A 20,214-nucleotide genomic window follows, 5' to 3' on the forward strand; every position below is an offset into this window, starting at 1 on the left:
CGTGCACCGGATTTACTGTGAACTAAGGCTGAATAAGCGTCGTCGTGGTAAGCGTCGGCTACCATCGAGAAATCCTGAGCCTTTGGCTGTTCCAGCTCAGGCAAACCATTGCTGGTCTATGGATTTTATGTGTGACAGCCTGCAATGCGGTAGGCGATTCCGTACGTTCAACTTGGTGGACGACTTTAATCGCGAGGCCCTCGCTATCGAAATTGACCTGAACCTGCCATCACAGCGCGTCGTCAGGGTACTGGAACGTGTGGTTGCCTGGCGGGGTTATCCCAATAAGCTACGTATGGACAACGGTCCGGAATTCATCTCAGTTACTCTGGCTAGTTGGGCAGAGGAGCATGGTATCGTTCTGGAATTCATTAAACCTGGAAAACCCACGCAGAATTCCTTTATTGAAAGATTCAACCGGACTTATCGAACGGAAATTCTCAACATGTATGTCTTCAAAACCTTGAACGAAGTCCGTGAGCTGACTGAGAACTGGATGACAGAATATAACGAAGAACGTCCCCATGATGCGCTCAAGGATCTGACACCATGGGAATACTTGATGAAACATGAACAGTCCGAAACCTCTAATTATGGATGTAACTAATTAAGGGAGGTTTACACAATCACACCAGAAATTAAAATCGCCCGCTGCTTAACCCACTGACGGCCGACCTCAATCGCTTTTTCGACTTCTGCAGCAAAGGCGGCTTTTTCGTAAGGTTCGGAGTTAAAACTCTGCACTGTTTTTATGTGCTCAATGGCTTCACCGGCATAGCTGCCGACATCTGCCATTGAACCCTGACTTTTACGCGACAACGCACGCACGCGTCGCCCGTAAACCAGGATCGACACGAAAACAAAAGGCACCGAGGCCAGCACAATCAGGGTGAGTTTAAAGTTGGTCGCAAACAGCATGATGATCGCCCCGACAAACATTAAGGGGCTGCGCATGGCCAACAACGCTAGTGTGATTATTGGCATAGTAAAGCACTTTATGCACTGCAACCAGTCACGAGTTGTCTGGCATAAGTTGACCTGCTGTAACGAATGGTTAACTATGTGCTCAATTGATTGTGATGTATAAGGCAGCGACACTCTGTCGTTCAGAAACTCAGTAATAAGGACATAACGTGGAAATAATCAGAAGCCAGGAATTTACCGCAGACAGGGCCTGGGGCGCTAAGGATATCGCTAACATGAGTGGTATCACCACGCGTTTACATTGGACCGATAAGCCGTACATCTGGCACGTCAATGATGGTGAAGAAGTCTTTGCTGTTATGCACGGAGTGGTCAAAATGCTGTACAAAGAAGATGGTAAGACAAAATCTGAGATTTTAAATGCCGGGGATATTTTCTTTGCCTCCGTCGGCACCGAACATGTCGCTCATCCTCAAGGTGAAGCCAGAATCTTAGTCATCGAGCGTGAAGGCAGTATTTAACGATCCGCAACTTTGGTGGCATCAGGATGATGCCTAAGCTCAATACTTAACAATAAATTTTATGCAAACAAAAATGGCCCGCTTGAATCACACTCAACAGAGCCATTTGAATATTTAAGTAAACGTGCGCAGCCAACACAGCTACACCGTTGCCCGTCCTAACCTAACTGCACTTGCAGATCCGATTCGACTAACGAAGAGCAGGCCAGAACATAGCCCTGCTCAATCTCTTGCGGTGTCAGCGTCTGCTGACTGGTCGAGGTGACACTGCCCGTTTCGACTTTGCATTTACACGATCCACAGATCCCGCTGCGGCACGCGGCGATGATCGGCAGCCCTGCATTTTCCAGTACCTCAACCAGCGGCTGTCCTTTTTGCGCTTCTATACTCATTTCAAAATCAGGTACAAACACATTAACCGGTTCATCAGCGAGGTCAGAGTTTTGACCAATTACCGGGGTAAAACTTTCCTGATAAAAGTTGGCCATATCAAAGTTAACGGCGGCTAAGTACCCCTGCACATCCTGCATAAACTGACCTGGGCCGCACAGGTAAACCGTGCGCTGCTCGACATCCGGCACCAGTTCGAGCAACCAGTCGAGATTGAGACGACCTTGTGGATGGCGGGTACCGGCACTGTTTTTCAGCAGCAGCTTTAAATCAAAGTTGGGATAGATGGCGTGCAGCGTTTCCAACTGGTGGTAATAAATGGTGTCAACTGCGCTGCGTGCGACGTGCAGAAACGTAATATGGACATCGCTTCTCGCGCTCTGCAGCCAGTATTTTGCCATGGCAAAGACCGGCGTTATACCGCATCCGGCACTGATCAGCAGCGTTTTAGCGCCCTGGTGTGATTGGACAGGCGGGCGATCAATGCAGTTAAAATCTCCCGCTGGCGGTAGTGCTTGTACCGTATCGCCGGGTAATAAGGAATCAAGGATAAAGTTAGAGACCTTGCCGCCATCGACGCGCTTAATCGTCAGTTGAAGATAATCTTCGTCGTTCATTGAGATGATGGAGTAGGCGCGAAATTCACTCCGGCCGTCAATCTCTACCCCGAGATTAATAAACTGGCCGGGCTTGAAGCGGAACAGTAACGCTGGGTTGAGCGCCGCCAGTTTGATGCTGACGCTGTCCCGGGTTTCAGTCATCTTATCAATACAGCGCAGGGTGACGGGCTGCTGACCTTGCCATTCAAAAAACATAATCTTCTCTTTGATGCATTGCGAGAAAGCCCCGCGCCACGGCGGGGCAAAGAAAAACATATAGCAGTTACGCCGCCAGAATCGCGTTCAGGTCGTCCTGCACGTTGCCGATGCTGCGCATGTCGAATTTGTCCTGAATAATGGCGATAAGGTTCGGAGTCAGGAACGCTGGCGCCGTCGGCCCGGTGTAGATGCCTTTCACACCCAGAGCGAACAAGGTCAGCAGGATGACGATCGCCTTCTGCTCAAACCATGACAGCACCAGCGTCAGTGGCAGTTCATTAATATCGCACTCAAATTCGTTTGCCAGCGCCAAAGCAAGCTGAATAGCAGAATAGGCATCGTTACACTGCCCCACGTCCAGCAGACGCGGAATACCGTTAATGTCACCAAAGGTGTTTTTGTTGAAGCGGAATTTACCGCAGGCCAGGGTCAGGATGAGCGTATCCTCCGGCGCAGCAGCGGTAAAATCGGTATAGTAGCTGCGCTCGGATTTATCGCCGTCACAACCGCCAACCAGGAAGAAGTGTTTGATGTTGCCCTGTTTGACCTGCTCGATCACCGCAGGCGCGGCATTCATCAATGCATTACGGCCAAATCCGACCGTAATGTGGTGTTCAATTTCATTATGCTGAAAACCCGGCTGCGCCAGTGCGCACTCAATCACGGCGCTGAAGTCGTCCCCCTCAAGGTGAGCCACACCCGGCCAGCCCACTATGCTGCGGGTAAACAGGCGATCGGCGTACTGGCCCACATTCGGGTTCAGCAGGCAGTTCGATGTCATCACAATCGCACCGGGAAAATTAGCGAACTCTTTCTGTTGGTTTTGCCAGGCGCTGCCGTAGTTACCGGCCAGATGCGGATATTTTTTCAGTTCAGGATAACCATGCGCAGGCAGCATTTCACCATTGGTGTAGACATTAATGCCCTTGCCTTGCGTCTGCTGCAGGATTTTTTCCAGGTCGTGCAGATCATGGCCGGAAACCAGAATGCATTTACCTTTAACCGGCTTAACGTTGACAGTGGTCGGCTCAGGGTGGCCAAAGGTTTCGGTCTCACCGCGATCCAGCATCTCCATCACTGTGTAGTTCATCAGGCCAATCTGCATCGAACAATCCAGCAACGCGGCTAAGTCTTGCGGATCCGTGCCCAGCCACGCCATGATGTCATGATAAGTGGCATAGATCTCGTTGTCAGTCTGCCCCAGTACGCGGGCGTGCTCCATGTAAGCGGCGGCCCCTTTCAGGCCGTAAAGACACAGCAAACGCAGGCCAATCACGTCCTCATGCAGCTGATCTTTTCCGCGGTTGACCGCCACCTGTGGTGCCAGCGCGAGAATATCTTGTGCGTTGTCGGGCAGTTCGAATTGTGCCACTGCCGGAACATCCTGCACCGCCTGATCAGCCAGAGTCGCCGCAGCCAAAACCTGCTCTTTGAGGCTCGCTTTGTAGACCGCCGCCTGCGAAGCAAGTGCCACAATACGCTCAGGATCGAAGTTAACGTTAGTCAGGGTTGCAAAGAAAGCTTTTGGCGCCCATTGGTTGATTTCATCGCTGATGATGCCAAATTCGCGTGCTTTGGCCGCCCAGAATGACACGCCCTGCAAGGTATAAACCAGCGCGTCCTGCAGATCAGAAACCTCAGAGGTTTTGCCGCACATGCCTTGTGCGTAAGAACAACCTTTAGCAGCAGGGGTTTGAATTGTCTGTTCGCATTGAATACAGAACATATTGGGTTCTCCAGTGATTGTTGTCATCGTTGTGATAGTCACCACTGAAGAGCAGAATGCGTGCCAAACCTTATCTTATTGAATTTTAATGAATTAAGTCGTATTCCATCAATTGATTGATGTCATTTCAACAACACTGGCGGTGTTGAAATGACATCACAACCGCGAACATGCTTATTTATTAATCCCGAACTTTTTGCCCATGCGGTACAGGTTGCCACGATCCATGTGCAGAAATTGCGCGGCTTTTGCCCACACCCCGTCATTCAGGCGCAGAGCGTGTTCAATCAGCTCATGCTGATAGCGCTCGACCAGGTCTCGCATCGGCTGACTTTGCTGAGGTAAAAACTGCGATGTGTTTTTTACATCATCCAGATTGAGAGAAGCATCGAAGTGAGTGGAGAGAATCGTCACCGCACCCTGCTGAATCGCATGCAGCGCGGCGCGGGTCAAGGTGTGCTCCAGTTCGCGCACATTACCGTACCAGGAGCGCTTTTCCATCTGCGTCAATACTTTAGGGTGAACGTGCAAGTTTGGCGCGTTAAACTGTTGGCGCACTTTTTCCAGCAAGTAACCGGCCAGTACAGGAATATCGCCCTCGCGGGAGCGCAGCGGCGGTACTTGGATAGGAAACACGTTAAGACGGTGGAATAAGTCCGCACGGAACGTGCCGGCCTCGACTTCCTTCTCCAATTGTCGGTTGGTCGCCGCAACGATGCGTACATTAACCAGCAGATGTTGATCGCTGCCAACACGTTGCAGCTCGCCCTGCTGAATAACCCGCAGCAATTTGGCCTGCAGTACCAAGGGCAGCTCTCCCACTTCATCAAGGAATAACGTGCCGCCGTCAGCCAGTTCAAATTTTCCGGCCCGTTGACTGCTGGCGCCGGTAAATGCGCCTTTGACATGACCAAACAGCTCACTTTCCGCCAGCCCTTCCGGCAGTGCAGCGCAGTTAACGTAAATCATCGGCTTGTCGCTGCGCAGGGATTGCGCGTGTACGGAGTGCGCCACCAGTTCTTTGCCGGTGCCGGTCTCACCGCTAATCAGAACCGCGTAATCCGATTTCGCCACCGTCTCGATATTGTTTCTCAGTTGGGCTATCTGCGGGCTTAACCCGACCATTTCCCCATGCTGGGATCGCGCCTGTTGGATCAGTGTCTGGGTAACGCTTTTCTGTTTTTGGTTCTGCGCTTTGAGCGCTTTAATCTGGCCAATGTTACGCAGTGTTGCCGCGGCTAAAGCCGCAAAGGTTTCGATCGTCACCGGGTCGATATCGTCAAACGCCCCCACCGCCATTGCGTCCATGGTCAGCGCGCCGACCAACTGCCCTTCCACATACAAGCTAAACCCCATGCAGTCATGAACATCAATACACAGATCGTCGCTCAGCAAAGCACCGTCAAACGGATCAGGCAGCAGGCAGTCGGCGTCAAAACGCACCGCTTCACGACTTTCGATGATCGCCTCCAGGCGCGGATGCGCCTTGGGAAAATAACGACGACCAAGCACCGAAGTCTGCAACCCGCGCACCGCAACCGGAGTAAGAAACCGCTCTTCATCCAGAATAAACAGGCAACTCGCATCGCACGGGAAGACCTGCGCAACACCATCGATCAAGCTTTGGTACTGCTGAGTATGAGAACGGTTGGAACTGAGATTAAGCGCGAGATTCAGCAGAACATGATCGACGGTCGGAGACATAACACACCAGAAATAGCCACAAAACGCTCATGCTAGGCAAGTTGATGTCATTTGAACATCAGCAATGTCAGGAGATTGATGTTCCATTGACCACGATCAACTGACAAGCCGTTTTCAGATAACTGAATAATATTCAGCCCATCCGGGTAATAAAGGTTTGATCGTCATTGACAAAAGCCACAACGCCGCCGTGGTAGATAAACACCCGGCTACGCCCCTCAACTAAGCAGGCAAGCTGTGGATTCAAATCTTCTTGGTTATCTTGGCTCTGAAAGGTGCCGGTATCGGTGATTACACCGCTGAGTGCAGGCAAATATCCATAAGCACGCCTGGCTTGATCAATCAGGTTCAATTCGCTGGTGGCAGAGAAGTAACTTGGGATCGCACCGGCGTCTTCGATAAATAGAGGTTTCAGCTCTTCAAAAGCGGTAATCACCAGCCAGTCGATGCCGTTAACATGATGGATAAACATAACAATTCTCGGTAATTCTGATACCGCGATTTTATCACTATCAGGGCAGAACGCAGTAGAGATTTAGCTGCCAGCGGCGCGAATACGCTACCGTGGCCGGGCATACACCAGGCCAAGCTGAAACACGGATTCGTCTAACAGCAGATTAGAATCTAAACCATAGCCCCTAACTCATTGCCCCAAATGATAAATCAGTGCTAGCATTCAGCCAGATATGCAACTCACGCATATCATTCCAATCGTATTATCACAATAAAATCGAGATTCAGAATGAAAAAATCCATTGGGTTAGTTGTCCTTTCCGCTTTGGCATTGTCTGGCTGCATGTCAGAAGATAAACAAACCGGTCAAGCGTGTTTAGGAGCGAATAATGATTCCTTAGTTGAGTCACTCGGTGACCAGTGTCAGGCTGGTGATGCGATCGCCACTAAACATCCGGCTTATTTCTGCGACTTTAATTACGCCGTCGCTTACAACGATTATAACTCGGCATTTTGTATTTACTCCGGTAGCCAAAAAGAAGAACGAGTTAAAGCTAAATAAGCCTATTTAGTTATAAAAAAGCGGGGCTCAATGCCCCGCTCTGCTCTTGCTCATCAGATAAAAATCAGAAATCGTCATTCACACTCAGGTTCATATCAGCGCTTAACATGAAACTTTTTCATGATCTTCATTAATAAAACTCTATTAGTAAAACAAAACATGAAGAAATCTCATGTAGCACATTAAATAATACCATTGTATTCCTATGCCCATTCAAGGGTACAACATACCCAAGCCATTCACTCAAAGCGAAAACAGTTGAGTTTTCATTACGTCACTTGGCACCAATTACTCAAGGCTGTGGAAGTAAAGACCGGAATAGTCAGAAATACCACACCAAGCAAGGAACGAGTTTTCGATTTATCGCAGCAACGGGATACCAGAACATGAATAACGATTTTACATTTACGATTAAAAGCCTGTGTTTTGATGAAAATTACCAACCATCAAACAATACTCGTCTCACAACGAACTTTGCCAATCTGGCCCGCGGCGAGAGTCGTCAGTCAAACCTGCGCAATACGTTACAGATGATTAATAATCGCTTTAATACGTTAGCGACCTGGGATAACCCGAACGGCGATCGTTATTCGGTAGAGCTGGAGATCATCTCGGTTGATCTGAATATTGGCAACGCGACCAGTGAAGAAACTTTTCCCACTATCGAAGTGCTGAAAACCAACATTGTTGACCATAAAACCAATCAGCGCATCGAAGGCATTGTCGGCAACAACTTCTCCTCTTACGTTCGCGACTACGACTTCAGCGTATTGCTGCTTGACCACAACAGGGATCAACCAAAGTTCAGCATTCCTCAAAACTTTGGTGACCTGCATGGCAACATCTTCAAATGTTTCGTGAATTCAGAGGTATACCAAAATAACTTTGCCAAAAAACCGGTGATCTGTCTGAGTGTGTCGGATGCTAAAGTCTATCATCGCACAGGTAACCAACACCCGGTTCTGGGCTACGAATACGAACCGAATGAGTCATCGCTGACCGAGCAATACTTCAAAAAAATGGGTCTGCAGGTGCGTTATTTCATGCCGAAAGGCAGTGCGGCTCCTTTCGCCTTCTACTTCTTTGGCGATCTGCTTAATGATTACACCAATCTGGAACTGATCAGCACCATCAGCACCATGGAAACATTCCAGAAAATTTACCGTCCTGAAATTTATAACGCGAACTCAGCCGCTGGAAAATGTTACCAGCCTAATCTGAAAAATCCGGACCATTCAATCACGCATATTGTTTATGACCGCGAAGAACGCAGCAAATTAGCGATTGAACAAGGCAAGTTCACTGAAGAAACCTTCATCAAACCATACCAGACGCTGCTTGAGCAATGGTCTGCTGCTTACGCTTGATAATTAACGACAACACAAGACAGAATTTATTATGAAAAAACTATTACCGACTTCATCTTCAGGCAGTTTACCTAAACCATCCTGGCTTGCTCAGCCAGAGACTCTGTGGTCACCGTGGAAACTGCAGGATGCAGAACTGATTACCGGCAAACAAGATGCACTGCGTTTAGCGCTGCAAGATCAGCAACAAGCAGGCATTGATATTGTCAGCGATGGTGAGCAGACACGTCAGCATTTCGTCACCACTTTTATTGAACACCTGAACGGCGTTGATTTCGAAAACCGTAAAACCGTTACCATTCGTAATCGTTATGAAGCAAGCGTGCCGGTAGTGGTCGGCGAAGTGAGTCGTCAAAAGCCGGTGTTTGTGGAAGATGCGAAGTTTCTGCGTCAGCAAACCAAGCAACCGATCAAATGGGCTCTGCCGGGTCCTATGACCATGATCGATACCCTTTACGATGATCATTACCACAGCCGCGAGAAACTGGCGTGGGAATTTGCCAAGATTCTTAACCAGGAAGCGAAAGAGCTCGAAGCCGCTGGTGTGGATATTATCCAGTTTGATGAACCTGCGTTTAACGTGTTTTTTGACGACGTGAACGACTGGGGTATCGCCGCTCTGGAGCGCGCGATTGAAGGCCTGAAGTGTGAAACCGCAGTCCATATTTGTTATGGCTACGGCATCAAAGCCAATACTGACTGGAAAAAGACACTGGGCTCTGAATGGCGTCAGTACGAAGAGATTTTCCCGAAATTGCAAAAGTCTAATATCGATATTATCTCACTTGAGTGCCACAACTCCCGTGTGCCTATCGAACTGCTTGAACTGATCCGCGGTAAAAAGGTTATGGTTGGCGCAATTGACGTGGCGACCAACGAGATTGAAACGCCGGAAGAAGTGGCAGAGACATTGCGTAAAGCGCTGCAGTTTGTTGATGCAGACAAACTGTACCCATGCACCAACTGTGGCATGGCACCTCTGCCGCGTGGCGTGGCACGAGCAAAACTGGATGCGCTGCATGCCGGTGCGGAAATTATCCGTAAAGAGCTGTCGGCCTGATGCTTAATCTGTTGAGATAGATTCTCTGAATTGCCTGTTCGCTGCAACGCATTAACCAATGCAAAGCGAACGGGCAACTTTTCGTCACGGCTTCTGTTTAGCCATCACCTCCCCACCTGATTACCACACGATTATTTTGGCCTCCAACTCACGCTATTTGGCTATCGCATCTCATGACGTTTTACTTATGACCATTTATTAACCATTATTTATTGATAATTACATCAGGAGTGATGGTATGCATAAAACAACGATCATGAGATCTTTATTTCCTCTGCTCACCTTTCCTTTATCTTTCAGCCTCTTTGCTGAACCCCCTCATTCAGCAGAGGTACGCCCTGGCACTGTACTCTACAAGATCAATAGTTCTATACCGGCAAATGAGTTAAAAGCGCTCAACGCTTTACTGCACAGCCAGGGGCTGGTCTCACAACGCACCTTACAAGGCAGTCAGGTTACCATCGCTACCTTTGAGCACGCCGGACGAGAGACGGCGGTCGCCAATATCCTCAAACGCAGCGGTTACGTGGAATTTGCCGAAGCGGACTATGCTGTCGCTCCTGCCATGACACCCAATGATGCTGATTTCGACCTGCAATGGCATCATGCTGCCGTTAACTCGCCGCAGGCCTGGGACGTCACGACCGGCAGCAACAGCGTCTTGGTTGCGGTGTGCGATACCGGTTTTGAAGTTTCTCACCCGGACTTAAGCGCCAACCTGCGCACCGATTTGGCTTTTAACGCCCAAGATGGTTCGGACTATATTGCCGATGCCAATGGACATGGTACCGGGACGGCGGGAACGTTAGGAGCCGTGGGCAACAATGCTCTTGGCGTGGCCGGTGTTAGCTGGCATGTCGATATCATTCCGGTCCGCATTGCGATCAGCGACAGCAACAGCAGCGCATATATCTCAACCATGGCAACCTGTATCGAATATGCCGCAGATAAAGGCGCCCGAATCGTCAACCTGAGCTATGGCGGCATTCAATACGCGACAATTGACAGCGCGGCCAGATATCTGCGCAGCAAAAATGGCCTGCTATTTATGTCTGCCGGTAACGACGGTCAGGAATTTGCTGCTTATCCCGATTACACCAGCTTTGTCGGTGTGGCCGCCACAAACACCAGTAACACCCGAGCGAGCTTCTCCAACTGGGGCACCTTTGTTGATATCACCGCGCCGGGGACCAGCATTCGTACCACCTATCCGGGCAATCGCTACGTCTATTACAGCGGCACGTCATTTTCATCACCGCTGACCGCCGGCGTTGCGGCCCTGATGGTCGCAGCTAATCCGGGGATCAGTGCCGATGAAATCGAAAATGGCCTGTTCTCAACCGCGGCGGATATCGGCACCGCGGGAGACGACAATGTGTACGGACACGGCTTGGTCGATGCTCAGGCTGCCGTCAATTACGCGCAAAACCTCGATAACCTCAGTGCACCCGTCGCGGTAATCAACGCCAGCAGTAGCTCGGTTGCCTTTGGCAGCGCTGTGACCTTGGATGGTTCAGGTTCCAGTGACTCAGACGGCTCTATCGCTTCTTATTACTGGAGTCTGGGGGACGGCACCACCTCCAGCCTGCCGAGTGTGAACCATACTTACTCGGCAGCGGGCTCTTATCAGGTCAATTTAACCGTCACCGATAATCATGGACTGTCCAACTCCGCGACCAGCATTATTCAGGTCACGAATGAAATGCCCACCGCGGCCATCGATAGTATGCCGACCCAATACAACATTGGTGATGCTGTTCATTTCAGTGCCTTAACTTCAACTGATAGTGACGGCACTATTGTTGACTATAAGTGGGATTTGGGGAACGGAGAGACAGCTCATGACGCAGAGTTTACCTATACCTACAGTACAGGGGGAAGTTACACTGTCACACTTACCGTAACAGACAACGCCAGCGCGCAGAGCAGCACGGATATCAGCATTCAAGTCAGCGATCCTTATATTCTTTCTGCGCCGACCAATTTGCAGGCATCCGTGTCTGGATTTAATGTTGCGTTAAGCTGGCAGGATAACAGCCTGAGTGAGGACAGCGTAACGATTGAACGCGGAATGAAAGCGAGAGGTAAAACAAGCTATTCGGACCTCATTACGCTCGGGCCCGATACCACCAGCTTTGTCGATACTGTCAATGAAGCAGGCGATTACTTCTATCAGATTAGAGTGGAAAACTTACAAAGTCAGGCCACGTCTTCGCCGCTGAGAGTCACCGTTGATTCAGGGGCAACGTCACAGCCAAACCCGGATGCCCTGCCCGCTCCGACCGGACTGACTGCGGTTAGCAGTGGCGATAGCGTAACCCTGAACTGGAATTACAGCACGGATGGTATTGCGGGTTTCTATGTTGAGCGAGGCGATAAAGCCAAAGGTAAAGTGACCTACTCAGGTGACCCTATCATCGTCGTTCCCGGCATCAATCAGTACACTGAAACGGGCCTAGCTGCAGGCACTTACAGCTATCGAATCAAAGCGTTTGCCTCAGACGGTAATACTTCTGACTACAGTAACAGTGCCGAAGCACGGGTAAGGTAAAGTAAGAAGCGCACACTCTTTACATTATCAGGGTGTGCGCTATAACGGCGGAGCGTTGAACAGCGCAAAAACCGACAACTATATTTTATTCTGTCAGTCTAAGCGCACTCATTTAATCACGCGCTTTCAGCTGAACAATTGGGTTTACACATAAGTCTTGTTCACGTATCAATTGTTGTGTTTCTTCAGCGGTTTTAGCGACAATTTTCGTTTCGCCAGGTATACCAAAACGTGCAATTGGCAAATATTCGAAGTAGCTCACTTCCCCAGCCTTAGCGGTAAAATTCATTTCATCTTCGAAGCCAAAAACATCGGGATGATCAGCTTCAAAAAAGTAATTACCCGGCTCCAGTTCAAAACGACGGTAGCAAGCTGGATAGGTATTCACATCTTCATCATCGATGTGGATTTCTAATTCAAATAATCCAAAATTTGCTTCTCTATCACGATATAAATAGATGACAGCTTTGTCATCAACCGCGCTAAATGATTGCGTTGTTTGAAGTTCTGGCGAATCCTGTGTAAGAACAGGCACAGTCGAACAACCTGAAGCCACCAACACGGTTAGCAAAGGCAATAATAATTTTTTCATTTTTTATTCCTAGAATAGACAATTTACGATAACGTATTGTTCGTTATAAGATTAGTATTTTTGAGAAAGTATTATGAATGCATCAATTAAATAAATGCAATAGCATATTAATATTTAATTGAATATTATTTTCATGTTCAGTGAACAACCCAGACGATAGATAGCGTACTGAGAATTAACTAAATGCCTGCCAGACTAATCGTCGTGCTAATACACTTAACACAATGTTAAACACACGGTTAAAATAAACGCAGCTCATCCGTTTAACGAATTTAAGACCCACCCAGGTTCCGTTCGCTCCGGCGATGCTCATCATGATCAGCAAAGGTAACCATGGCGGTGAAAAACGCAGTGACGCTCAATAACGCCGCTATCGCGGGTGAAACTCTATTAAAAACAGCGCTTAAGTCCATGCATTACCATCCGCTGTTCACAACAGCGCTGGCATCATCTGGTTTAATACCCAGTAAAGTAAAAGCATCGTCTTTTTGTACGGGCTTGCTGAACAGGTAACCCTGATAGAAATCAACGTCATAGCCACTGAGCAATGCTTTTTGCGACTGTTCTTCTACCCCTTCGGCAATCACTTTGACATCGATCGCATGGCTCATCTTCGTCAATGCCGAAACGATACTGCGATCTTTTTCGTCGTGACAAATATCATCGATATAGGTCTTATCAATTTTGATGTAATCAACGTTAAGACTTTTCAAGACTGCAATCGAAGAGAAGCCCGTGCCGAAATCGTCAATGGAAATTTTCACGCCCATCTTTTTGATTTCAGACATGACATAGGACAGTTTCTCAAGATCGCGGATCATGGCCGTTTCAGTCACTTCCAGATGGATGTTTTCAACCCGAACATCAAACTCGCTGAGCAGTTTGCGCAGATGATCGAGGAAATGCTCATTCTCGAACTGTATCACCGAGACGTTGATAGACATAGAAATATGGGGCAGATGCTGGTTAATCTCATGCAAGGTTTGCAGCGATGAGCGCAGCACCAACTTACCGATACTAAAAATCAAACCATGTTGTTCTGCAATAGGAATGAAATCGTCAGGCGACACAAACTTGCCATCCAGTTCCCATCGAATCAAGGCCTCAAAGCCAGAAACGTTGTTGGTGGTCACATCGACAATCGGTTGATAGACCATGTAGAAGTCGTCCGTATTGATGGCGGTGGTCATTTTTGCATGCAGCTCTTCCTGCCACTGGAGTTTGTCTTTCAGGCCCTGGTCGAAACTGTAAATTTTGATGTTTTTCTTCTTACCTTCCAACATGGAAAGGTAAGCATTATTGACAGCATTAGATAGAGTCATCTCACCCCCCAGTTCATAGAAACCGTAGTGAAAACTGGGGGTCGTTATCAATGACAGATACTGAACCTCACGGCTGAGAAGATGGTCAATATTCTCAATGAAACGCGTGATACTGACGTTATTACCGTGCGGAAAATAAAGAATAAAACCACTGCCGTTCCATTTGGACGCAATCGTGTTGTAGCGTTCATCGATATTAAGTAACCGCTTCCCGATCACGTTCAACACGTAGTCACCGTAGCCGTGGCCGTAGTTACTGCACAGCAACTGGAATTTGCTGATATGAATATAGATCATCGCTCGCCGACATTCAGGAGCTTCACATGGATGCGCTTCTTGCAATGACTTGACCATTGCAAGAAAGCTGGTGCGGTTTAATAATCCGGTTACGCTGTCTTTTTGCTCCAACAGAGTAATTTTTTCCGTGCGACTTTCGACCTCATGCTCAAGACTTTTCACCAGGCTGTCGACTTTAAGTCGGTCACTAATCGACGACATAATGAACTTGCAACTGCGTAAAGAACTCAGACACAGCGCCACGCCATAGCCAATCGACATAACCCCGATGACACGCTCGTCATAATTATCAGCACTAACGAGTACGAAGCTGTAAGGAAATACCGTGATAGATGTGAATGCTATCGCTGATCGGATGTCGGCTGCGAGCAAGGTCGCACTGCCGCCGGACATACCACAAAAGATGATAATGGTGACCGCCTTCTCTCGCAGACCAAATTCACCATGAAACAGATAAGGAAAACTGGCCCAGGCAACCGCAGCAAGCAATACCCCCATAAAATGAAAATCGAGTTTGTAGGGATTATTGTTGGGGACAAAAAAGTGAACCGACAGGCGAACCATGCATGCGAGGTAGATTCCCATCAACCAGACGAGCTTGTCCGTTCCGATATCACTGTAAATACCACTCAACACCAACAAAGTGGCTATCGCGACATTGACACTGACCAGAAAACACAGGTTGGATGAAAAAGCTTCGAGACGCTGCTGCCTATACATGTAATCGATTACTCATGGAACTCAACTATCAAATCTCATAATTTATTTTTTCTACTTATTTGTCAACCAGTTAAATGAGAGAGTTATAAATAAGCCTCTCTAAATAGGGATGAAAACTTGGTTTTCCCGAGCGCCTTTCGTTGTTTAATCACCAGGTAAACCAACAAAGGCGAATTGACTGCTACCCAACCAGGTTGAGGCTTCCACAATTCTGCAACACATCAGGCTTGATATGCACCAGATTGAGTTTTATCTCAGAGTTTATCTAACAATTGTCGATTGCGTCAATTCAGCCTCGGGAAGGGTCAATAACATTCAACAACTTTGCCGACCAGTGAGCACACCTTACTTTTTGTGCATGTTTACTTTGACTGAGCAAATGTGGCAATCAAATAGTCGATCATTGCCCGGACTTTAAGGGGTAAACGGCGGTCAGGCGGAAACAGTACGTGCATTCCGCCGATGTCTACGGTCGGGTGATCAAGTTCCAGAGCCACCAGCTGACCATTTTGCAATGCATCCGCCACAATAAAATCCGGCTGATAGATGATGCCCTGACCCGCGATAGCTGCAGCCAGCAAAGCATCACCATTATTGGCTTTGAGGTTACCTTTCACCTGAACCTGAACATCACCTTTCACACCAAAAAACCAGGCGCCGTTCCCCTGCAATGCAGACAAGGTATAACTCAGGCAGTTGTGGGAAGAGAGTTCTGACACCCGCTTAGGACGACCAAATTGCCTCAGATAGTCAGGCGACGCGCAAACACGCAGCGGACAGTTACCCAGCTTACGTGCCTTTAGTTGGCTGTCCTCCAGATGACCGATACGCAAAATCAGATCCCAGCCTTCATACAGCAAGTTTTGCTGACTGTCACTCAGGCCAAGCTCCACTTCGACTCCCGGATAATCGCGGGAAAACGCTGGCAGCAGCGGCGCAATAAACCGGGTACCGAAAGATAGAGGCACATTCATCCTCAATCGTCCTATTGCCTCGTTGCGCTGTGACGAGAGTTCCGATTCGGTTTCATCCAACTCTTGCAGGATGCGCTTACACGCTTCGAGATATTCGCGCCCGCCATCGGTTAAAGTGAGCTGACGGGTGGTACGGCGCAATAGCTTGATTCCCAACCGGCTTTCCAGTGCATCGACATGCTTGGTCGCCATTGCCGGCGACATGCCCAGTCTACGCCCGGCGGCTGACAAACTGCCTTGTTCCACGGATTCGATAAAAACCCGCATGCTGGTAAAGCGATCCACGTTGATTTCCTACTCTGAGTTAAAGCTGTTCATCAAATTTAGCATGTTCTATTACCAGATTGACAGGTGGATAATGGTTGTCACCAACGAATAATGCTTATCAGCGCACAATAGCCATAACGAATTATCCCATTTGCACTAAGGACCGTTGAGTATGACCAACTCCAAATTTACCGCGAATTCCGTTACCCAGCCGACCATATTCATCCCGCATGGCGGTGGTCCTTGTTTCTTTATGGACTGGCACCCGGCCGATACCTGGGACAATATGGCGGAATTTCTGCAAAACATCGACAACCTGTTACCGGAAAGACCAAAAGCGATTCTGATGGTTTCAGCACACTGGCAAACCGCGCAGTTTTCTGTCACTTCAGGCACCAATCCTGAGCTGATTTATGACTACTACGGTTTCCCGGCTCATACTTACCAGATCACTTACCCTGCGCCTGGTAGCCCTGAGTTAGCGGAACAAGTGGTGGGGTTACTAAAACAAGCCGGTCTGAGCGGCCAGCAAGAGAGCACGCGTGGTTACGACCACGGCATGTTTATTCCGCTGAAACTGATGTTCCCGGACGCCGATATTCCGGTGGTTCAGTTGTCACTGCGCAACGATTTAAACCCGCAAGCACACATTGAGCTTGGTGAAGCACTCGCGCCGCTGCGTGCGCAGGGGGTACTTATTGTTGGCAGCGGCATGAGTTTTCACAACATGCGCGGCTACGGTGACAGTCGTTTTACCGAACCTTCCGTGATGTTTGACAACTGGTTAACTGAAGCGGTCGAAGCGGAGCCACAACAACGTAACGCTGACTTAAGCCAGTGGACACAAGCACCACACGCATTTAACTGCCATCCACAAGGACATGAAGAGCACCTGCTGCCACTCATGGTAGTTGCCGGTGCTGCGGGCAGCGACCGCGGTCGTAAAGTGTATTCACAACAAGTAATGAAAACTCAGCTATCCGGTTTTGTGTTCGGTTAAGAGCGATTCCGCTCCTCGATAAGACGGGTTAAGACAGGCGGGATCGGCTTTTGGGTTCCGCCTCTCACATTGACCTACCTCCGCTTTGAATTGCCCGCCCTTACTCCAGGCAAGTGACGATTTATTTCAACCGCTCTTGAGCGTTTCGGTATTTTGTTCAATTTCTCGCCTTGCCCCAATATGCACCTGCTAGACTCACATTACGTACCTAACCGAAAATCGGGAGAAACGTAATGAGCTATAAACATATACTGGCAGCCGTTGATCTGTCGCCATCCAGTCAGGACGTTATAGACCGTGCGATTGCCATGGCGAAAAGCGACGGCAGCGTCCTTTCGCTGGTCTTTGTCGAAGTCGACAGCATGGCGTTATCACCGAAAGAGGAACTTGAATTTCAGGCGCAGTTGCAAGCACTGGCTGATAAGTGTGACTACCCTGTCAAAGACTGTTGCGTCGTGATTGGCGATCTGCACATCAAACTGTCAGGTCTGGTGAAACAGATGGATATCGACTTGGTGGTTTGCGGCCATCACCATAAGGTGCTGAGCAGGCTGTTCTCCCACATCCCTGCGGTGGCCAACGCGGTCGAATCTGATCTGTTGGTGGTGTATCTCGACCAGTAGTTTGAGTCAGCAAACATCACCATAGCCAAAGTGATCGCCAACAAGATAAATAGCAGTAGCGCAGAAACAGAAAACCCGGCCTACAGTGCCGGGTTCCTTATATGTGGAATCACAGATCAGATGAATCAAGCTCAGATGCGAAAACTTAACGGCATCGACGCCAGCACCGAGGCGCGTTTGTGAATATTTTCCGATTCAGTATTGACGGTATCAACCATCTTGACGTTCTCTTGCGATACCTGATTAATCGCTTCGACATTGCGGCTCATATCGCCGGACACCACACTTTGCTGCTCTGCGGCGGTTGAGATCTGAAGCGCCAGATCAGAAATTTCCGCTACCGCATTGTATACCTGCTGAATACGATCCACCGATGACTGGGTTTCATCCAGACACTCTTCCGCCGATGAGCGGCCTTGCATCATGGTTTTCGATAAGGTAATCAGCGACGACTGTATTTCGCCCATTGAGTTGTGGATTTGTTCTGTGGCTTTATGGGTCCGGGTCGAGAGCGCGCGCACCTCTTCGGCAACGACGGCAAACCCTCGTCCGTGCTCACCCGCGCGGGCAGCTTCAATGGCCGCATTCAGTGCCAGCAAATTGGTTTGATCCGCAATCCCCTGGATTTCCTGGGTCACGAGGCCAATCTGCTCAGCTTCTTTCGCCAGCGCCTCTGCCGCCAGAGACGATTTGCTCACCTCTTCAGCCAGATGGGAAACCGACTTCATAGTATTGGATATCGCTTTCGTTGCCCCTTCGCAATCATTGTGCACCAGGCTGACTTTAGAGGAGGTTTGCGCGGTATTATCAGCCACATTCTGGATAGTCATCGTCATTTCTTCCATCGCAGTCGCAAGCTGCTGCAGTTCGTAAGACTGACGTTCAACACCTTCATGGGCTTTTTTCGATGCCCCTTCCAGTAAAGTTACACTGTCCATCAATACCTTAGCGCCATCACCCACCCGACCAAGAATAGTGCGAGCACGACCGCGGTGCAAAGCATCACTAAACTGAATCACACTACAGGGTGAGGTTCCGAAAAAGACATAACGCGACACACTGTCATAGTGTGCTTTCATATCGGCGATGGAGCGACTGGCCGCGAAAATCTCAGGATAGAAACACGCCAGCGCCACAAAAGGCACAATAAAACTTAACCACGGCAAAGCAAGAGCGCCAACACACAGCCCCAGCGAAATCGCCGCAAACAGCGCAAGTCTGAACGTATGGCTGAACCACCACTTTTCTCCCACGTTCACACCGCGATTAATCTGAGCGTACATTTTTTCAGCACGCTGACGTACCCTGGGCTCCAGCACAGTGCGTACCGACTGGTAACCCGTCAGCTCGCCGTTTTCAAACACCGGGGTGACAAATGCGTCAACCCAGTAGTAACGACCATCCTTACACCGGTTCTTTACCGCGCCGCGCCACTCAAGGCCGGCCTGAAGTTTGGCCCACATATCCGCGAAAGCCGCTTTGGGCATATCCGGATGTCGCACCATATTGTGGTTTTTGCCCACCAACTCGGATTCTTCAAACCCAGCGACGCGGCAAAATTCTTTATTCGCGTAACGAATAACCCCTCGTTTGTCAGTCACAGAGACCAACTGCTCATCTTTTGAAAAGGTGACTTCACTATCAACAACATGCACATTGCGTTTATTGCTCATGCTTTTTCTCCATGCCACGGCGTTGTTTTTATTTTTATTTTGAATAGACCATTAACCGCTATAACCACTCACTACCCTCATCAACCCGATGTGTAAAACACTTCGCTAAATTAGTATAGTTAGATGTGTTGATAGCATTTTAATTATGGATTAGCTATTGATAAATTCTTCATTAAAGAATGCTGTACGGTCTAAATTTGTCGGGTTGTGCGCACTTTTTCGCCATTAAATTCAATTTTACTAATATTCAAGACGGCTATCTGACACTAATGAATAAATAACCCGCAAAATAATTAGCTATACTTAGATCTATCTTACATAAAAATGCAACAATATGTATATTTTACTAACACTTATGTCGCTTTAAACAAAGCGTGACTCTGGTTCTAAATTATGAAATTCATTAAGAGTTGATACCGAAGATCAGAGAGGCGGATTTTGATGACTGACTGATTGCACGACGTTTTCTCAGCGGACGGAAGTACACCGATCGAGGCGTTGACGAAATATCAGTTTTAACTATTGGTCCAGATGTGTATTTAGCAAGTAGACAACTGTCAATCTAAACGCATAATTCAGTTTTCTTTTCACTCCATACCCGCTAAGTTAACCCGTATTGCGAATTAATAGATACCAGTTCTATGAACACAGGGCTATCAGCCAGGGAACA

General features: G+C 48.6%; 16 protein-coding genes and 1 pseudogene. 8 read left to right on the forward strand and 9 right to left on the reverse strand.

What is annotated here, in order from left to right; genetic code table 11:
* A partial coding sequence (locus tag E6C74_RS14995; protein WP_136486676.1) for an IS3 family transposase occupies positions 1-607 on the forward strand: 607 nt, incomplete at its 5' end.
* A gap of 14 nt (positions 608-621) precedes the next feature.
* Here E6C74_RS14995 and E6C74_RS15000 read toward each other — a convergent pair.
* A pseudogene (locus tag E6C74_RS15000) lies at positions 622-960 on the reverse strand (ABC transporter transmembrane domain-containing protein); the annotation flags it as partial.
* 173 nt (positions 961-1,133) lie between these two features.
* Between E6C74_RS15000 and E6C74_RS15005 the strand changes: the two are divergent.
* On the forward strand, positions 1,134-1,445 hold the full coding sequence (locus E6C74_RS15005) for a cupin (protein ID WP_136486678.1): 312 nt from the start codon (positions 1,134-1,136) through the stop codon (positions 1,443-1,445).
* Positions 1,446-1,603: 158 nt separating this feature from the next.
* On the opposite strand, the gene E6C74_RS15010 is transcribed toward E6C74_RS15005, so the two are convergent.
* The 4 genes from E6C74_RS15010 to E6C74_RS15025 form a co-directional block, all read right to left on the reverse strand.
* Positions 1,604-2,650, reverse strand: coding sequence for a hybrid-cluster NAD(P)-dependent oxidoreductase (locus E6C74_RS15010; RefSeq protein ID WP_136486680.1), 1,047 nt, complete (start codon positions 2,648-2,650; stop codon positions 1,604-1,606).
* A 67-nt stretch (positions 2,651-2,717) separates the two neighbouring features.
* Entirely contained in the window at positions 2,718-4,379 is a 1,662-nt protein-coding gene (gene hcp / locus E6C74_RS15015; RefSeq protein ID WP_136486682.1) for a hydroxylamine reductase, read from the reverse strand.
* 174 nt (positions 4,380-4,553) lie between these two features.
* A complete protein-coding gene (gene norR, locus E6C74_RS15020; RefSeq protein WP_136486684.1) occupies positions 4,554-6,083 on the reverse strand; it encodes a nitric oxide reductase transcriptional regulator NorR in 1,530 nt (509 codons plus the stop codon).
* A gap of 133 nt (positions 6,084-6,216) precedes the next feature.
* Positions 6,217-6,555 carry a cytosolic protein gene (locus tag E6C74_RS15025; protein WP_136486686.1) on the reverse strand — a complete coding sequence of 113 codons (339 nt, stop codon included), beginning with the start codon at positions 6,553-6,555 and terminating at the stop codon, positions 6,217-6,219.
* Positions 6,556-6,825: 270 nt separating this feature from the next.
* Between E6C74_RS15025 and E6C74_RS15030 the strand changes: the two genes are divergently transcribed.
* From E6C74_RS15030 to E6C74_RS15045, 4 genes are all read left to right on the forward strand, one after another.
* Positions 6,826-7,098, forward strand: a complete 273-nt coding sequence (locus tag E6C74_RS15030; RefSeq protein WP_206208421.1) for a hypothetical protein — start codon at positions 6,826-6,828, stop codon at positions 7,096-7,098.
* A gap of 386 nt (positions 7,099-7,484) precedes the next feature.
* Positions 7,485-8,465 (forward strand): DUF1852 domain-containing protein, encoded by a 981-nt coding sequence (locus tag E6C74_RS15035; RefSeq protein WP_136486688.1) that lies wholly within the window; start codon positions 7,485-7,487, stop codon positions 8,463-8,465.
* Positions 8,466-8,496: 31 nt separating this feature from the next.
* Entirely contained in the window at positions 8,497-9,525 is a 1,029-nt protein-coding gene (locus E6C74_RS15040; protein ID WP_136486690.1) for a methionine synthase, read from the forward strand.
* A 238-nt stretch (positions 9,526-9,763) separates the two neighbouring features.
* Positions 9,764-12,076, forward strand: coding sequence for a S8 family serine peptidase (locus E6C74_RS15045; RefSeq protein WP_136486692.1), 2,313 nt, complete (start codon positions 9,764-9,766; stop codon positions 12,074-12,076).
* Between the two features lie 112 nt (positions 12,077-12,188).
* Here the strand turns inward: E6C74_RS15045 and E6C74_RS15050 are convergent, their stop codons facing one another.
* The 3 genes from E6C74_RS15050 to E6C74_RS15060 form a co-directional block, all read right to left on the reverse strand.
* Complete coding sequence (locus E6C74_RS15050) at positions 12,189-12,668, reverse strand: hypothetical protein (RefSeq protein ID WP_136486694.1); 480 nt, start codon at positions 12,666-12,668, stop codon at positions 12,189-12,191.
* Between the two features lie 416 nt (positions 12,669-13,084).
* On the reverse strand, positions 13,085-15,007 hold the full coding sequence (locus E6C74_RS15055) for a GGDEF domain-containing phosphodiesterase (protein ID WP_136486696.1): 1,923 nt from the start codon (positions 15,005-15,007) through the stop codon (positions 13,085-13,087).
* Positions 15,008-15,369: 362 nt separating this feature from the next.
* The gene (locus E6C74_RS15060) at positions 15,370-16,266 is read right to left on the reverse strand and encodes a LysR family transcriptional regulator (protein ID WP_206208422.1); all 897 of its coding nucleotides are present in this window, start codon (positions 16,264-16,266) and stop codon (positions 15,370-15,372) included.
* A gap of 154 nt (positions 16,267-16,420) precedes the next feature.
* On the opposite strand from E6C74_RS15060, the gene E6C74_RS15065 reads away from it, so the two are divergent.
* Complete coding sequence (locus E6C74_RS15065; RefSeq protein WP_136486698.1) at positions 16,421-17,248, forward strand: class III extradiol ring-cleavage dioxygenase; 828 nt, start codon at positions 16,421-16,423, stop codon at positions 17,246-17,248.
* Positions 17,249-17,481: 233 nt separating this feature from the next.
* Positions 17,482-17,871: a universal stress protein gene (locus E6C74_RS15070; protein ID WP_136486700.1), complete on the forward strand. Its 390-nt coding sequence runs from the start codon at positions 17,482-17,484 to the stop codon at positions 17,869-17,871.
* A gap of 131 nt (positions 17,872-18,002) precedes the next feature.
* On the opposite strand, the gene E6C74_RS15075 is transcribed toward E6C74_RS15070, so the two are convergent.
* Complete coding sequence (locus E6C74_RS15075) at positions 18,003-19,544, reverse strand: PAS domain-containing methyl-accepting chemotaxis protein (RefSeq protein WP_136486702.1); 1,542 nt, start codon at positions 19,542-19,544, stop codon at positions 18,003-18,005.
* Between the last annotated feature and the right edge of the window lie 670 nt (positions 19,545-20,214).

It is taken from the genome of Vibrio sp. H11 (assembly GCF_004804295.1).
Classification (GTDB): Bacteria; Pseudomonadota; Gammaproteobacteria; order Enterobacterales; family Vibrionaceae; genus Vibrio; species Vibrio ostreae.

Bases quoted from the DNA above. Each gene is read 5' to 3' on its own strand.
- E6C74_RS15010 (WP_136486680.1), bottom strand. From the start codon at position 2,650: ATGTTTTTTGAATGGCAAGGTCAGCAGCCCGTCACCCTGCGCTGTATT.
- hcp (WP_136486682.1), bottom strand. From the start codon at position 4,379: ATGTTCTGTATTCAATGCGAACAGACAATTCAAACCCCTGCTGCTAAA.
- norR (WP_136486684.1), bottom strand. From the start codon at position 6,083: ATGTCTCCGACCGTCGATCATGTTCTGCTGAATCTCGCGCTTAATCTC.
- E6C74_RS15025 (WP_136486686.1), bottom strand. From the start codon at position 6,555: ATGTTTATCCATCATGTTAACGGCATCGACTGGCTGGTGATTACCGCT.
- E6C74_RS15030 (WP_206208421.1), top strand. From the start codon at position 6,826: ATGAAAAAATCCATTGGGTTAGTTGTCCTTTCCGCTTTGGCATTGTCT.
- E6C74_RS15035 (WP_136486688.1), top strand. From the start codon at position 7,485: ATGAATAACGATTTTACATTTACGATTAAAAGCCTGTGTTTTGATGAA.
- E6C74_RS15040 (WP_136486690.1), top strand. From the start codon at position 8,497: ATGAAAAAACTATTACCGACTTCATCTTCAGGCAGTTTACCTAAACCA.
- E6C74_RS15045 (WP_136486692.1), top strand. From the start codon at position 9,764: ATGCATAAAACAACGATCATGAGATCTTTATTTCCTCTGCTCACCTTT.
- E6C74_RS15050 (WP_136486694.1), bottom strand. From the start codon at position 12,668: ATGAAAAAATTATTATTGCCTTTGCTAACCGTGTTGGTGGCTTCAGGT.
- E6C74_RS15055 (WP_136486696.1), bottom strand. From the start codon at position 15,007: ATGTATAGGCAGCAGCGTCTCGAAGCTTTTTCATCCAACCTGTGTTTT.
- E6C74_RS15065 (WP_136486698.1), top strand. From the start codon at position 16,421: ATGACCAACTCCAAATTTACCGCGAATTCCGTTACCCAGCCGACCATA.
- E6C74_RS15070 (WP_136486700.1), top strand. From the start codon at position 17,482: ATGAGCTATAAACATATACTGGCAGCCGTTGATCTGTCGCCATCCAGT.
- E6C74_RS15075 (WP_136486702.1), bottom strand. From the start codon at position 19,544: ATGAGCAATAAACGCAATGTGCATGTTGTTGATAGTGAAGTCACCTTT.